Source organism: Burkholderia sp. MSMB1589WGS (assembly GCF_001636105.1).
Taxonomy (GTDB): domain Bacteria; phylum Pseudomonadota; class Gammaproteobacteria; order Burkholderiales; family Burkholderiaceae; genus Burkholderia; species Burkholderia humptydooensis.
The window spans coordinates 440,393-455,714 of the sequence record NZ_LNJT01000006.1 but is presented as its reverse complement, the minus strand read 5'-3'; the positions used below and the strand labels follow the sequence as shown (position 1 = coordinate 455,714).

The 15,322-nt window shown below is 65.7% G+C and carries 14 protein-coding genes, 1 tRNA gene and 1 pseudogene; 9 read left to right on the top strand and 7 right to left on the bottom strand.

The window, feature by feature from the left end:
- The first annotated feature begins 29 nt into the window (after positions 1-29).
- Complete coding sequence (locus WT16_RS30210; RefSeq protein WP_082874694.1) at positions 30-1,376, top strand: type VI immunity family protein; 1,347 nt, start codon at positions 30-32, stop codon at positions 1,374-1,376.
- 2 nt (positions 1,377-1,378) lie between these two features.
- The gene (locus WT16_RS04430) at positions 1,379-1,666 is read left to right on the top strand and encodes a PAAR domain-containing protein (protein ID WP_009911534.1); all 288 of its coding nucleotides are present in this window, start codon (positions 1,379-1,381) and stop codon (positions 1,664-1,666) included.
- 90 nt (positions 1,667-1,756) lie between these two features.
- On the opposite strand, the pseudogene WT16_RS30205 reads toward WT16_RS04430, so the two are convergent.
- From WT16_RS30205 to WT16_RS04415, 4 genes and pseudogenes are all read right to left on the bottom strand, one after another.
- A pseudogene (locus tag WT16_RS30205) lies at positions 1,757-1,876 on the bottom strand (Arm DNA-binding domain-containing protein); the annotation flags it as partial.
- Between the two features lie 174 nt (positions 1,877-2,050).
- Positions 2,051-2,135, bottom strand: a tRNA-Leu gene (locus tag WT16_RS04425).
- A gap of 116 nt (positions 2,136-2,251) precedes the next feature.
- Positions 2,252-3,412 carry an ABC transporter substrate-binding protein gene (locus WT16_RS04420; RefSeq protein WP_063532782.1) on the bottom strand — a complete coding sequence of 387 codons (1,161 nt, stop codon included), beginning with the start codon at positions 3,410-3,412 and terminating at the stop codon, positions 2,252-2,254.
- 53 nt (positions 3,413-3,465) lie between these two features.
- The gene (locus WT16_RS04415; RefSeq protein WP_006024855.1) at positions 3,466-4,407 is read right to left on the bottom strand and encodes a CysB family HTH-type transcriptional regulator; all 942 of its coding nucleotides are present in this window, start codon (positions 4,405-4,407) and stop codon (positions 3,466-3,468) included.
- Between the two features lie 219 nt (positions 4,408-4,626).
- On the opposite strand from WT16_RS04415, the gene WT16_RS04410 reads away from it, so the two are divergent.
- From WT16_RS04410 to cobA, 6 genes are all read left to right on the top strand, one after another.
- Complete coding sequence (locus WT16_RS04410; protein WP_006024856.1) at positions 4,627-6,306, top strand: nitrite/sulfite reductase; 1,680 nt, start codon at positions 4,627-4,629, stop codon at positions 6,304-6,306.
- A gap of 22 nt (positions 6,307-6,328) precedes the next feature.
- Positions 6,329-6,871, top strand: a complete 543-nt coding sequence (locus WT16_RS04405; RefSeq protein ID WP_063532781.1) for a DUF934 domain-containing protein — start codon at positions 6,329-6,331, stop codon at positions 6,869-6,871.
- Positions 6,868-7,617, top strand: coding sequence for a phosphoadenylyl-sulfate reductase (locus WT16_RS04400; RefSeq protein WP_059932103.1), 750 nt, complete (start codon positions 6,868-6,870; stop codon positions 7,615-7,617). Before WT16_RS04405 ends, WT16_RS04400 begins: the two co-directional genes overlap by 4 nt.
- Before the next feature lie 79 nt (positions 7,618-7,696).
- A complete protein-coding gene (gene cysD, locus WT16_RS04395; protein WP_063532780.1) occupies positions 7,697-8,662 on the top strand; it encodes a sulfate adenylyltransferase subunit CysD in 966 nt (321 codons plus the stop codon).
- A gap of 22 nt (positions 8,663-8,684) precedes the next feature.
- Positions 8,685-10,001, top strand: a complete 1,317-nt coding sequence (locus tag WT16_RS04390) for a GTP-binding protein (protein WP_063532779.1) — start codon at positions 8,685-8,687, stop codon at positions 9,999-10,001.
- Positions 10,002-10,060: 59 nt separating this feature from the next.
- Positions 10,061-10,834: a uroporphyrinogen-III C-methyltransferase gene (gene cobA, locus WT16_RS04385; protein ID WP_059932107.1), complete on the top strand. Its 774-nt coding sequence runs from the start codon at positions 10,061-10,063 to the stop codon at positions 10,832-10,834.
- Between the two features lie 168 nt (positions 10,835-11,002).
- Here the strand turns inward: cobA and WT16_RS04380 are convergent, their stop codons facing one another.
- From WT16_RS04380 to lptF, 3 genes are read right to left on the bottom strand one after another with little or no spacing between them, the layout of a single operon-like run.
- Positions 11,003-11,389: a CbiX/SirB N-terminal domain-containing protein gene (locus tag WT16_RS04380; RefSeq protein WP_063533053.1), complete on the bottom strand. Its 387-nt coding sequence runs from the start codon at positions 11,387-11,389 to the stop codon at positions 11,003-11,005.
- Positions 11,390-11,415: 26 nt separating this feature from the next.
- Positions 11,416-12,567 (bottom strand): LPS export ABC transporter permease LptG, encoded by a 1,152-nt coding sequence (gene lptG, locus WT16_RS04375; protein WP_006024863.1) that lies wholly within the window; start codon positions 12,565-12,567, stop codon positions 11,416-11,418.
- Between the two features lie 3 nt (positions 12,568-12,570).
- Positions 12,571-13,668 (bottom strand): LPS export ABC transporter permease LptF, encoded by a 1,098-nt coding sequence (gene lptF / locus WT16_RS04370; protein WP_006024864.1) that lies wholly within the window; start codon positions 13,666-13,668, stop codon positions 12,571-12,573.
- A gap of 120 nt (positions 13,669-13,788) precedes the next feature.
- Here lptF and WT16_RS04365 point away from each other — a divergent pair, with 120 nt between their 5' ends.
- Positions 13,789-15,300 carry a leucyl aminopeptidase gene (locus WT16_RS04365; RefSeq protein WP_063532778.1) on the top strand — a complete coding sequence of 504 codons (1,512 nt, stop codon included), beginning with the start codon at positions 13,789-13,791 and terminating at the stop codon, positions 15,298-15,300.
- Positions 15,301-15,322 lie beyond the last annotated feature (22 nt).

Below are 15,322 nucleotides of genomic sequence, written 5' to 3'. Positions count from 1 at the left end.
TGTGCGACTGATCAATTGACGATCCGATTATGACTTTGAGTGATTCGAAACCTGTCTTGACGCCGTTGCAAGCACTTTCCCGCTATCAGGAAGATTTGAGCGTGCGCCTTGCCGACAACTCGATGGGCGTGTTGCCGGGTGTCATCGGTACGGTGTTCTTTGAGAGTGGCTCGCAGCCTGAGGTGAGGCAGGCGATTCTTGACTGCTTTGACCGCTTCGCTGAAATGTTCGGCGAGCATCTGAAGGGCGGCAAGGACACCGATGAGGGAAAATTCACAAAACGAAATGCAAAGGGCATTGAGAAAATTCGCCGCGCGATCATCGATATGCCGTCACATTTAGCAGTGAGCGTGGTGCTTTCCAGCGCTACCGACCAAGACGCGGCGGCGGAATACGATATCGGAGTATTAACCGGGACTGCGAGCATCCGCGATTATGTTTCGCCGCGCGGATGGACAGCAAAGAAAGGGCAAGAATCCGGCCTGTCGTATTTGAAGTTCAATGTGCCGATGGATTTGGTAACCACTGACGACGGAATCGCGCAGTATGAGGGGTTCCTGCGATATGTATGTAACAAGCTTGTCGTGCGCGGAGGGTATGGCGGATTAGCACCAATTCTGCCTTACAGTTACCATCGTTATATGCCGCAGGAATGGGCACTTGCGGAACGGTTCAGTGGATTGGAAATTGATAGTACCGCACACTTGCAGGCAAGGGACTACAGCCCGATTTCCTATGAGGGTGAGTCCAAAGAGGAAATGACGGCTTTCTATACCGGCTTACATCCGGGTGCCAAGGTTGGGCGATGGGGTTTCATCAAGAGCGTAAACTGGTACACGATCCTAGGCGAACTGTTCATCGAGCGCTTAGGCGGCGAGGCAGCGATTCGGGAAAAGCTTGACCGTCCCGATATTCATATCGAGCGCGCGAATGCATGTCTGATGATCCGCGCGGGCGACTTCCCGCGCCTTGGCGCTCCTGAAGAGGGCTTGCCTGAGCCGTACGTGTTCGTGAACAGTGTCTTGCGTGTGCTGCGCGATCCGAAGCCTGATGCGCTGCATACCTACATTCCCGATCTGCCGAGTGCAGACACGAAAAATGCGCGCAAATGGGTAGCACGTTTTGACTTGCCGGATGCACCGCCCATCGCTGAGCCGCCGACGATCGTTCCGCCGCCCGTGAATCGCGAACCGGCTCGCCAAAGCGTGCGAGGCGGCAACCCGTGTCCCGAAGCTGGTTGGTGGCATACGCCAGCCAAAGCTGGCAGCCGCCGTTATTTCGAAGTGGGTGAAATCATGCCGGTGATCGAAGGAAGTTCTTGGGGTACGACGAACTGGCACTGGTCGCCGAGTGAGAAACAAGACGGGTCACGTTGACCATGACGAGATACTTGATTTTCGACGGCGATCATACGACGGTCGCGGGAACAGTCCAAGCCAAGGCGACACCCTTCGCACTCGACGGCAGGCACGTCGCGCACGAGAACGACGATGTGTTTTGCCCGGTGTGTAAAACGATCGGCAAAATTCAATGCTCCGGTCCGCGAATTCCGATGACGGGGCCGGACGGCCGACGCGTGGCACTGAGCGATGATCTGTGCATTTGCAAGTGCCCGGTTCCGCCGTTGCTCATTGCGTCGCAACAGGTCATGTCGGTCGATGTCTGACTGTTTTCCGGAATGCCTAAACTGTTGGGCGGCTGCATGCGGGCCGCATTGCGAGCATCAACTATCGGACGGTCAAAATTGCGCGCCCGCGAGCCGCCAGTATTTTTGGCCGCTCGGCATGACTTGCAAGAACAGGCCGTTACCGTCGTAGAGTTTTTGAATCTTCGGCCCGGGCTTGGCAGTCCGGATTGCCGTATCGGTCAAGCGCATCAGGGGTATTTCCGTTGCGGTGGAGCCTCGAAGTGAGGACATACCCCTAAAAGTACCCCGATGTACCCCCGGCTATCAACGAACCGAGCCGGACTCTTTAGGAACGAAATTCCCTTCCGTGCCTTTATTTATCAAGGTTTTTGCGACTTGCCGGGAATTTCGAGGAATAGTTGATGGTGCCCAGGGCCGGAATCGAACCGGCACGCCTTGCGGCGGGGGATTTTGAGTCCCCTGCGTCTACCAATTTCACCACCTGGGCCAACCTGCGCCGCACATGCGATTGTGCGCGGCGAAAACGCAAATTATCACCGAAATCCCTCATACGGGCAAGCATCCGCCGCCGCCACGGCGCGACAGGGCGGTTCACCGGCTCATTCACTGACTCAGATAGACAAATGCGCCGTGCTTCACGATGCCCATCACGCTCGCCCGCTGGTCGAGCCCGACGTGGTCGGCGGCGCTCGTGTTGACGATGCCGTTCGGCACGATGAGCTCGTGCGCGCGCTCGAGCTCCGCGCGCAGCGCCGTGCGGAACGCCGGCGTGCCCGGCTGCGCGATCTTCAGCGCGCGGCCGGCCGCGTCCGCGAGGCGCGGGTAGACGCCCGCCGCGTCGCCCGCGAACTGCGTGACCGTATCGAGTCCGTATTTCGTCTCGTATGCGTCGACGAACGCGAGCGCCGCACGCTTCGCAGGATGGCCGGCGGGCAGCGTGCGCGCAACGACGACAGGCTGCGTCGGGAACAGCGTGCCTTCGACGTCCTTGCCGCCGAGCCGCAGGAACTCGGGCGTCGCGATCCCGTGCGTCTGGTAGATGGGCCCCCGGTAGCCGCGCTCGATCAGCGTGCGCTGCGGCAGCACGGTCGGCGTACCGGCGCCCGCGATCAGGATCGCGTCCGGCTTCGCCGCGATCAGTTTCAGCGTCTGGCCCGTCACGCTCGCGTCGGTTCGGTTGTAGCGCTCGGTCGCGACGATCCTCACCTTGCGCAGCGCCGCGAAGCGCGTGAACTCGTCGAGCCAGCTATCGCCGTAGCTGTCCGCGAAGCCGATGAAGCCGACCGTCTTCACGCCGTGGTTCGCCATGTAGCGGGTCAGCACGTCGGCCATCGCGCGGTCGCTCTGCGCCATCTTGAACGCCCATACGCGCTTGCCCTGCTGCGGCTCGACAATCGAGCCGGAGCCGATCAGCGTGATCATCGGCGTCTGCGCGGCGGCGACGGGTTCGAGCGCGGCGAGCGCCGCCGGCGTGATGTTTGGCCCGACGACGACGTCGACCTTGTCCTCCGTCACGAGTCTGCGGATGTTGCGCACGGCGAGGCCCGGATCGGACGCGTCGTCGAGCACGATCACGTTCAGCTTCTGTCCCGCGATCGTGTTCGGCCACATCAGGATCGCGTTCTTGCTCGTCAGGCCGATCGTCGCGGCGGGGCCGGTCGTCGACAGGTCGACGCCAACCGTCAGATCGGCGCGCGCCGCAGTGCAGGCGAGCGCGACCGCGGCGCAGGCGGCCGCGCGGCGCAGCAGGCAGAATGGCTTCATCCGGAGGTCTCCATGCCGGTTCGAGGCGGCGCGCGGGAACGGCGCGCCGTGCGTCACAGCTCGTAGGTCTCGGCCTCGCCCTTGAGCGCGGTCTCGACGAGCTTGCGATTGAGCGTCGGCGACAGCAGCTCGACGAGCGTATAGATATAACCGCGCAGATACGCGCCCTGCTTGAGCGCGACGCGCGTCACGTTGCTGCCGAACAGGTGCCCGACCGGAATCGCGCGCAGATTGCGGTCGCGCTCCGGGTTGAACGCGATGTCGGCCATGATGCCGACGCCGAGCCCGAGCTCGACGTAGGTCTTGATCACGTCCGCGTCGATCGCCTCGAGCACGATGTCGGGCGTGAGGCGATGCAGCGCGAACGCCTGGTTGATCTTCTTGCGGCCGGCGAACGCGTCGTCGTACGTGATGAGCGGGAATTGCGCGAGATCGTCGAGCGACAGCGGCTTGCGCTCGAGGAGCGGGTGATCGGCCGGCACGACGGCCGCGTGGTGCCACTGGAAGCAGGGCAGCGACACGAGCTCCTTATAGTCGGCGATCGCCTCCGTCGCGATCGCGAGGTCAGCCTGATCGTGGATCACCATTTCGGCGACCTGCGTCGGGCTGCCTTGCAGGATCGACAGATGCACCTTCGGGAAGCGCTTCTTGAACTCGGCGATCGCGGCGGGCAGCGAGTAGCGGGCCTGCGTGTGCGTCGCGGCGATCGTCAGGTTGCCCTGGTCCTGCGCCGCGTAATCTTTTCCGACCCTTTTAAGGCTTTCGACCTCCTGGAGAATCCGCTCGACCGACGCGAGAATGATCCTTCCCGGCTCGGTCAGCGAGCGCACGCGCTTGCCGTGGCGCGTGAAGATCTCGACGCCGAGCTCGTCCTCGAGCTCGATGATGGCTTTCGACACCCCGGGCTGCGACGTGTACAGCGCCTTCGCGGCTTCCGTGAGGTTGAAATTCTGCCGGACGGCCTCGCGCACGAAGCGAAATTGGTGCAGGTTCATTTATAACCCTTCCGCATATCAACAGAATTTTTTAGTCGTTTGAAATATAAGGGGAGTTTATTACGATTGCCCCGTGTTTTTCAAATATGGATATCTGTAATCGTCATTTGCAAATGACCGGCCGGGCGGATGGCCGGCTCGGCGCGGACGGTGCAGGATTCGGGCGCGGCGTGGCTAGGACGTCGCGCGGTCATATCGAGCAAACCCTGGGGTCCCCGAATGTACCAGTACGACCAATACGATCAGACGATCGTCGACGAGCGCGTCGCGCAGTACCGCGACCAGGTCCGCCGCCGCTTGTCCGGCGAATTGAGCGAGGACGAGTTCCGTCCGCTGCGGCTGCAGAACGGCCTGTACATGCAGCGCCACGCGTACATGCACCGCATCGCGATTCCCTACGGCAATCTCCGCAGCAGCCAGTTGCGCATGCTCGCCCGCATCGCGCGCGAGCACGACCGCGGCTACGGCCACTTCTCGACGCGCACGAACATCCAGTTCAACTGGGTGAAGCTCGAGGAAACGCCCGAGATTCTCGCGAAGCTCGCGTCCGTGCAGATGCACGCGATCCAGACGTCGGGCAACTGCATCCGCAACATCACCGCCGACCAGTTCGCGGGCGTGGCTCAGGACGAGGAGATCGATCCGCGCCCGTGGGCCGAGATCCTGCGCCAATGGTCGACGTTCCATCCCGAATTCGCGTGGCTGCCGCGCAAGTTCAAGATCGCCGTGTCCGGCTCGAAGGCCGATCGCGCGGCCGTGCAGATCCACGATCTCGGCGTCTACCTGAAGAAGAACGAGGCGGGCGAAGTGGTCGCGAGCATCCTCGCGGGCGGCGGCCTCGGCCGCACGCCGATCGTCGGCGCGATCATCCGCGAAAACCTGCCGTGGCAGCACCTCATCACGTATTGCGAGGCGGTGCTGCGCGTCTACAACCGTTACGGCCGCCGCGACAACCTGTACAAGGCGCGGATCAAGATCCTCGTGAAGGCGCTGTCGCCCGCGAAGTTCTCGCAGCAGGTCGAAGAGGAATGGCAGCACTTGAAGGACGGCCCGTCGACGCTCACGCAGGCCGAACTCGACCGCGTGTCCCAGTACTTCCTGCCGCCCGTCTACGAAAAGCTCGCCGACACCGACGCGCCGTTCGAGCAGCATCTGCTCGAGAACCGCGCGTTCGCGCGCTGGGTCGAGCGCAACGTCGCGCCGCACAAGGTGCCGGGGTACGCGGCCGTCACGCTGTCGCTGAAGAATCACCGCGTGGCGCCCGGCGACGCGAGCGCCGAGCAGATGGAGCAGGTGGCCGACTGGGCCGACGCGTACTCGTTCGGCGAGCTGCGCGTGTCGCACGAGCAGAACCTGATTCTCGCGAACGTGAAGAAGCGCGATCTGTTCGCCGTGTGGGAAAAGGCGAAGGCGGCCGGCTTCGCGACGCCGAACGTGGGCCTCCTGACCGACATCATCGCGTGCCCGGGCGGCGACTTCTGCTCGCTCGCGAACGCGAAGTCGATCCCGATCGCGCTCGCGATCCAGCAGCGCTTCGACGATCTCGACTACGTGCACGACCTGGGCGACGTGTCGCTCAACATCTCGGGCTGCATGAACTCGTGCGGACACCACCACGTCGGCAACATCGGCATTCTCGGCGTCGACAAGGACGGCGCCGAGTGGTATCAGGTGTCGCTCGGCGGCGAGCAGGGCACGGGCGCGGGCGGCGCGCGCCTCGGCCGCGTGATCGGCCCGTCGTTCTCCGCGGAGGAGGTGCCCGACGTGATCTCGAAGCTGATCGACACGTTCGTCGATGCGCGCATCGACGGCGAGCGCTTTATCGACACGTACGAGCGCATCGGCATCGCGCCGTTCAAGGCGCGCGTCTACGCGGCGCGCCAGACCGCGCACGCGTAACCCAGCGCAGAGGAATCAGCAGATGGCTTTGATTATCAAGAATCGCGAAGTGGTCGACGACGCATGGCAAGTCGTGCGCGCGGCCGAAGACGGCGCGCTGCCCGCACTCGACGCGCTGCCGGCCGGCAAGGTGCTCGTGCCGCTCGCGCTGTGGCTGGAGGCGCGCGACGCGCTCGTCGCCGCGAAGACGAAGGACGAACTCGGCGTGTGGCTCGCGCCCGACAGCGAACCCGCCGACCTCGTGGCCGATTTCGGCCGCATCGCGGTGATCGGCGTCGAATTCCCGCGCTTCGCGGATGGCCGCGGCTACAGCATCGCGCGCCTGCTGCGCGAGCGCCACGGCTGGACGGGCGAGCTGCGCGCGATCGGCGACGTGCTGCGCGACCAGCTCCTTTACCTGTCGCGCTGCGGCTTCGATGCGTTCGCGGTGCGCGCGGACAAGGACATCCGCGACGCGCTGAACGCGTTCGGCGAGTTCTCGCAGCGCTACCAGGGCGCGTTCGACGAGCCGGCGCCGCTGTTCCGCCGCCGCGCGGCGGCGGCCGAAACGAAGGTGAACGCATGAGCGCCGCCGACGCAACGACGCTGACCCCGGCGCTCGCCGGCAAGATCGGGCGGCTCGACGCGCTGCTCGCGCAAATCGCCGGCCGTCATCCGAAGGTCAAGCTCGCGAGCAGCCTCGCGGCGGAAGATATGCTGATTACGCATGCGATCCTGTCGAAGGGCGTCGCGATCGGCATCTTCTCGCTGAATACCGGCCGCTTGCATACGGAGACGCTCGGCATGATCGAGCGCGTGCGCGAGCGCTACGGCTACGAAATCGAGCAGTTCCACCCCCGGCAGGACGCGGTCGACGCGTACGTCGCCGAGCACGGCCTGAACGCGTTCTACGAGAGCGTCGAGCTGCGCAAGCGCTGCTGCGAGATCCGCAAGGTCGAGCCGCTGAACCGCGCGCTCGCGGGCGTCGACGCATGGGTGACGGGCCAGCGGCGCGAGCAGTCGGTCACGCGCGCGGAGCTCCACGAAGAGGAGCACGACGCCGCGCGCGGGATCGCGAAGTACAACCCGCTCGCCGACTGGACCGAACGCGACGTGTGGGCTTACCTGAAGGCGTTCGACGTGCCCGTCAATCCGCTGCACGCGCGCGGCTATCCGAGCATCGGCTGCGAGCCGTGCACGCGCGCGATCCGTCCCGGCGAGGACAGCCGCGCGGGCCGCTGGTGGTGGGAGTCGCGCGACACGAAGGAGTGCGGGCTGCACATCGCGATCACGCCGGTGCCGTCGGCCGGAGCCGAATCGGCTTCCGCCTGAGGCGGCCGCCGCATAATAAGATAGTCAGATTGCGCCGCCGGCCAGCCCGGCGGCACGAACCCAGACAAGGACCGTAATCATGAGCACGACGCTCGAACAATCCGCTTTTGCCCCGTCCGCCGGCGCGTCGACGAGCCGGATGGGCCATCTCGACTGGCTCGAGGCCGAGTCGATCCACATCCTGCGCGAGCTCGTCGCCGAGTGCAGCAAGCCGGCGCTGCTGTTCTCGGGCGGCAAGGATTCGGTCGTCGTGCTGCATCTCGCGCTCAAGGCGTTCGGGCTCGGCGCGAACCGCAAGACGGCGCTGCCGTTTCCGCTCGTGCACATCGACACGGGCCACAACTACGACGAGGTGATCGACTTCCGCGACCGCCGCGCGAAGGAGATCGGCGCGGAGCTCGTCGTCGGCCACGTCGAGGATTCGATTGCGCGCGGCACCGTGGTGCTGCGCCGCGAGACGGATTCGCGCAACGCCGCGCAGGCCGTCACGCTGCTCGAAACGATCGAGCAGCACGGCTACACCGCGATGATCGGCGGCGCGCGGCGCGACGAAGAGAAGGCGCGCGCGAAGGAGCGGATCTTCTCGTTTCGCGACGAATTCGGCCAGTGGGACCCGAAGGCGCAGCGCCCGGAGCTGTGGAGCCTGTACAACGCGCGGCTGCACCAGGGCGAGCACTTGCGCGTGTTCCCGATCTCGAACTGGACGGAGCTCGACGTGTGGCAGTACATCGCGCGCGAGCAGCTCGAACTGCCGGCGATCTACTACGCGCACCGCCGCGAGATCGTGCGCCGCAACGGCCTGCTCGTGCCCGTCACGCCGCTCACGCCGATGCGCGAGGGCGAGACGAGCGAAGAGGCGCTCGTGCGGTTCCGCACGGTGGGCGACATCTCGTGCACATGCCCGGTCGAGAGCGACGCTGACGACGTGGAGAAGATCATCGCGGAGACGGCGGTGACGGAGATCACGGAGCGCGGCGCGACGCGGATGGACGACCAGGCGTCGGAGGCCGCGATGGAGCAGCGCAAGAAGCAGGGCTATTTCTGACGCACGCGAGGACACATCCATCATGAGCATCATCGAGAACAACGAAGACCTCGGCGTACTGCGGTTCATCACGGCGGGCAGCGTCGACGACGGCAAGAGCACGCTGATCGGGCGGCTGCTGTACGACAGCAAGGCGGTGCTGTCCGACCAGCTTTCCGCGCTGTCGCGCGCGAAGAACAAGCGCACGGTGGGCGACGAGCTCGACCTCGCGCTGCTCACCGACGGCCTCGAGGCCGAGCGCGAGCAGGGCATCACGATCGATGTCGCGTACCGCTACTTCGCGACCGCGAAGCGCAAGTTCATCATCGCCGACACGCCGGGCCACGAACAGTACACGCGCAACATGGTGACGGGCGCGTCGACCGCGCACGCGGCGATCATCCTGATCGACGCGACGCGCGTGACGTTCGAAGACGGCGCCGCGCAACTGCTGCCGCAGACGAAGCGCCACAGCGCGATCGTCAAGCTGCTCGATCTGCAGCACGTGATCGTCGCGATCAACAAGATGGATCTCGTCGACTACAGCGAGGCCCGCTTCAACGAGATCCGCGACGCATACGTGAAGCTAGCGCAGCAGCTCGGCCTGGCCGACGTGCGCTTCGTGCCGGTGTCGGCGCTGAAGGGCGACAACATCGTCGCGGCGAGCGAGCGGATGCCGTGGTACGCGGGCGAGCCGCTCCTGAACGTGCTCGAGACGCTGCCCGTCGAGGCGCAGGCGCATGACGCGCTGCGCTTCCCGGTGCAATGGGTCGCGCGCCAGGACGGCAGCTCGGCCGACGATTTCCGCGGCTACATGGGTCGTATCGAGGCGGGCGAGGTGAAGGTCGGCGACGAGATCGCCGTGCTGCCGTCGAACCGCGCGGCGACGGTCGCCGAGATCATCGCGCCGGTGCCCGGCGGCACGGCGGCAGTCGATCGCGCGTTCGCGGGGCAGGCGGTGACGATCCGTCTCGCCGAGGACGTCGACGTGTCGCGCGGCGATACGTTCGTGCCGCGCGCGCAGCCCGTCGAGCCGGCGAAGAAGCTCGAGGCGGACCTCTGCTGGTTCGACGAGACGCCGCTTTCGCCGCAGCGCAAGTATTTGCTCAAGCAAACGACGAACACCGTGTTCACGAAGATCGGCGCGCTCAAGCAGGTGCTTGACGTGCACACGCTGTCGCACGCGACCGATCGCCACGAGCTGAAGATGAACGACATCGGCCGCGTCGCGCTGACGCTGCAAAAGCCGATCGTCTGCGACACGTACGACGTGCATCCGGGCACGGGCGCGTTCGTGCTGATCGACGAGGCGACCCATCACACGGTCGCCGCGGGTATGATTCGTGCGTTTTCCGCGTGACGTCGCGCGCCGCATCGGCGGCGCCCGCGGGCACGCGCGCACGAAGGGGATCGATGCCAATGGGTAAGGTGTATCTGATCGGTGCAGGGCCGGGCGCGGCGGACCTCATCACGGTGCGCGGCGCGCGCCTGCTCGCCGATGCCGACGTCGTGCTGCACGACGCGCTCGTCGAGCCCGCGATGCTCGACTACGCGCCGCGCGCGCGCAGGATCGCGGTCGGCAAGCGCTGCGGGCAGCGCTCGACCGCGCAGCACTTCATCAACAAGCAGATCGTCGACGCGGCGCGCGAGCATGCGATCGTCGTGCGGCTGAAGGGCGGCGATCCGATGCTGTTCGGCCGTGCGGACGAGGAGATGCGCGCGCTCGAAGCAGCAGGCATCGATTACGAGGTCGTGCCGGGCATCACGGCGGCGCTCGCGGGCGCCGCGACGCTCAGGCGCTCGCTGACGCTGCGCGGCGTCGCGCGCAGCGTCGCGTTCGCGACGCACAGCCGCGCGCCCGGCAGCGACGAGATCCGCGAGCAGGTAAGGGCGGATTCGCTCGTCTACTACATGGGCCGCGACAGCGCGCCCGGCATCGCGCGGCAACTGATCGACGCGGGGCGGGCGGGCGCGACGCCTGTGGCGATCGTCGAGGCGTGCAGCACGCCGCGCGAGCGCACGCTGACGCTCACGCTCGCCGAGATGGCGGCGGGCGCCGCGCAGGCGTGGCTCGATCCGGCGCAGCCGAGCCTGCTGATGATCGGCGACGCGTTCGCCGAACGTGCGCAGCGGCTCGCGGACGAGCAGTCGGGCGACGAAAGGGGCAAGCGCGGGATGCGCAGCGCCGCGTGATGCGGTGCGAAACGAAGGAAAGACACGAACGAAAGAAGCGAACCGCGCGATAGACGCAAAGCGCGCGAGACACGCAAAACGAACGACACGCCGGCGATGAGCCGGCGTCTTTTTTATGTCGCCGCGCCGGCCGTCACGAGCGGAGCGGCCCGCGCAAGCGGCGAGCGATCAACGCGCGGGACCCTCGCTCGCCCGCACGCAATATGCGACGATCGCGTCGAGCACCGCATCGTCTTCGCCGACCGCGGTCGCGCAGCGGATGTCGATTCCCGGCTGCGCGGCGCGGCACGCATCGATCAGTTGCGGCAGGTCGCGCCGAACGTGGCCGCCCTCGCCGAAGAACACCGGAATCACGGTGATCGCGTCGCAGCCTCGTGCGGCGAGCGCGGTTGCCGCCGCGACGAGCGACGGCTCCATCAATTCGAGAAACGCGAGCACGACGGGCACATCGGCGCCGCGCGCCGCGCGCAGCTTCGCCGCGAGGCGCTCGAACGGCTCGGCCCAGCGCGCGTCGCGCGCGCCGTGGCCGAAAAGGACGATTCCGTGTCGATTCATCACGCCCTCCGATGACGTGCGCGCGCTCAGTGCCGATCGACCCACTTCAGCGCGAAGAGGCCGAGCGCGAGGTAGATGCAGCCGGGCAGCGCGGCGGTGAGCGGCGCGGGCCACGTGTTCAGCGTGCCGATGTGCGAGAACAGCGTGTTGAATAGCTGGAAGCTCATGCCGAGCATGATCCCGCCGAACACCTTCACGCCGACGACGCCCGCGCGCGTATGCAGATACGCGAACGGCAGCGACAGCACGAGCATCACGAACACCGCGAACGGATACAGCAGCTTGCGCCACAGCGCGATGTCGTAGCGCTGCGTGTCCTGCTGGTTTTCCTTCAGGTGCTGGATGTAGCGGAACAGGTTGAAGAGCGACATCCGCTCGGGCGACACGAGCAGCACCGACAGGATCTGCGGCGTCAGGTCCGAGCGCAGCGAATACTGCGGCAGCGTGACCTGCTGCGCGCGATACACGGGGCTGAGCGTATCGGCGGGCGACGTCGCGCCGTTGCCCGCGAGGCTCGTGAGCTGCGTGTCGGTGACGTCCGTCAGCAGCCAGTGGCCGGGCGGCTGATAGCGGCCGCTCTTCGCGATCCGCACGTTCTGCAGGTTGAACCTCGAATCGAATTCGTAGATGCGCACGTCGCTGATCGTCGAGTCGGGCGACAGCTTGCCGACGTTGACGAAGCGCGTGACGGGCTCGCCGTTGTCGCGCGCGGTGAGCGTGTCCTTCACCCAGACGCCCGACGCGAAGTTCGTCGACACCGACGAGCCGAGCGCCTCGAGCCGCACGCGCTCGGACAACTGATCCGAGTACGGGCCGATGAATTCGCCGATCAGGTAGGTCGCGATGACGATCGGCACGCCGATCTTCACGAGCGAGCGCAGCGCCTGGTTCGTCGCGAGGCCGGACACGCGGAAGATCGTGAACTCCGAGTTCGCGGCCATCTGCGCGAACACGTAGATCGCGCTGATCAGCGCGGCGACCGGGATGATTTCATAGAAGCGCGACGGCGCCTGCAGCGCGACGCGCAGCACCGCGTAGCCGAACTTGTAGTTGCCGTGGCCGACCGAGTTCAGCTCGCTGATGAGGTCGAAGAAGAAGAAGAGCCCGGAGAACGCGAACAGCACGAAGATGAACGTGACGTAGATCTGCCGCGCGAAGTATTTCTCGTAGAGGCGCATCGGTCAGGCCCCCTGCGAGCGGCCGGACGCGGCGCGCGAGAAGAGGGGCCGGTTGCGCACGCGCAGCCAGAACAGCAGCGCGACGACACCGGCGACGACCACGTGCAGCCCGACGAGCCCGAGCCCGAAGGCGATCTTGCCCCGCTCCATTTGCGATTGGACGACGTTCAGCAGATTCGAATAGGTGAGGTAGATCAGCACGGCCATCACGAGGTTCACGGTTCGCCCGCGGCGCGGGTTCTGATACGCGAGCGGGATCGCGAGGATCATCAGGTTGATCGCGATGAGCGGCAGCCCGGCGCGCCACGCGAATTCGGCGAGGTTCTGGTTGGTCGGGTTGCGCAGCAGATCGGGCGTCGACGTGCCCGTCGTCGTCGGCTGGCTCACGATCTGCTTGCTCTGGATCTTCACGCCGTAGCGCTCGAACTCCATGATCTTGAAGTTCGGCTGGCCGGGCACGCCGTCGTAGCGGCGGCCGTTCTCGAGCACGATGAAGCGGTCGCCGTTCTTCATCGTCTCGGTGTGGCCCGTCTGCGACACGACGACGTTCACCTTGCCTTGCTCGGTCGTCGTGACGAACACGTTCTGCACCTTCGCCTGGTCGGGCGACATCTTCTCGATGAAGAACACGCGGTGGTTCGCCGCGGATTCGCGGAACTGGCCGGGCGCGAGGAGCGACACCTCGTCGCGCTGCTGGAAGCGCGCCTTGATGAGCTTGCTCTGCTGGTTCGACCACGGCCAGCCGACGAACGCGAAGAAGGCGATGAGGATCACGATCGGCGTCGCGAACACGCCGATCGGCTTGATGAGCCGCGTGAGGCTCACGCCGGACGCGAGCCAGACGACCATTTCGGAATCCTTGTACCAGCGCGTGAGCACGAACAGGATCGACACGAACAGCGTGCCGACGAGGATCATCGCGAGATAGCCGATCACGGTGAGGCCGATCAGGACCAGCACGTCCTTCGGATTCACCTCGCCGGACGCGGCGTAGCCGACGATGCGAATCATCATCGACGTCAGCATGATCGTGAGCAGCACCATGAAAACGGCGCCGGCGGTGTACGCCAGCTCGCGCTGGAGGGAGCGTTCGAAGATCATTATTGATGCGAAGAGGGCGGGAAACAGCGCACGAGTGGGGGGCGCTCACGCCGCACGGGAAAAATAGCGGATAATTGCGGCTTTCATCCTTAGCCCAGATTTTATCCGAGGACAAGCGCGATGGACTTTAGCATAAAAGGCTGTGATTGGAGCAAAGGCGCGGCGAAGGGCTTCCTGACGGGGAAATCCGACTGCATCGTGCTGGGCGTGTTCGAGGCGCAAACCCTGTCCGGCGCGGCGCTCGACATCGACGAAGCGACGAAGGGCCTCGTCTCGCGCGTGATCAAGGCGGGCGACATCGACGGCAAGCTCGGCAAGACCTTGTTTTTGCACGAAGTTTCGGGTATCGGCGCGTCGCGTGTGCTGCTCGTCGGCCTGGGCAAGCAGGATGCTTTCAGCCAGAAAGCCTACAACGACGCGGCGAAGGCCGCATGGCGCGCGCTCATCGGCACGAAAGTGGTCCAGGTCACGTTCACGCTCGCGCAACTGCCCGTGCCCGAGCGCGCGTCCGACTGGGGCGTGCGCGCGGCGATTCTCGCGCTGCGCAATGAAACGTACAAGTTCACGCAGATGAAGAGCAAGCCGGACGCGGGCGCGCAGGCGCTCAAGCGCGTCGTGTTCAGCGTCGATCCGGCCGACGACAAGGCGGCGAAGGTCGCCGTGAAGCAGGCGGTCGCGCTCGCGAACGGAATGGACCTGACGCGCGACCTCGGCAACCTGCCGGGCAACGTCTGCACGCCGACCTACCTCGCGAACACCGCGAAGAAGCTCGCGAAGGACTGGGGCCTGAAAGCCGACGTGCTGGGGCTCAAGCAGATCCAGGCGCTCAAGATGGGCTCGTTCCTGTCGGTCGCGAAGGGCTCGATCGAGCCGCCGCAGTTCATCGTGCTGCAGTATCAGGGCGCGGCCGCGAAGGCGGCGCCCGTCGTGCTCGTCGGCAAGGGCATCACGTTCGATTCGGGCGGCGTTTCGCTGAAGCCGGGCGAGGGCATGGACGAGATGAAGTACGACATGTGCGGCGCGGGCTCGGTGCTCGGCACGATCCGCGCGGTCGCCGAAATGGGCCTGAAGATCAACGTCGTCGCGATCGTGCCGACCTGCGAGAACATGCCGGCCGGCAACGCGAACAAGCCGGGCGACATCGTCACGAGCATGAAGGGCCTGACGATCGAGGTGCTCAACACCGACGCGGAAGGCCGCCTCATCCTGTGCGACGCGCTCACGTACGCGGAGCGCTTCAAGCCGGCCGCGGTGGTCGACGTCGCGACGCTGACGGGCGCGTGCATCATCGCGCTCGGCCATCACAACACCGGCCTCTTCTCGACGGACGACGCGCTCGCGGGCGAACTGCTCGACGCGTCGCGCGAGGCGGGCGACCCGGCGTGGCGCCTGCCGCTCGACGACGAGTATCAGGATCAACTGAAGTCGAACTTCGCGGATCTCGCGAACATCGGCGGCCGGCCGGCCGGCAGCGTGACGGCTGCGTGCTTCCTGTCGCGCTTCGCGCAGAGCTATCCGTGGGCGCACCTCGACATCGCGGGCACCGCATGGAAGAGCGGCGCGGCGAAGGGCGCGACGGGCCGTCCCGTGCCGCTTCTCGCGCAATTCCTGATCGACCGCGCCGGCGCGTGATGGCGCAAGGTTCGACGAACCG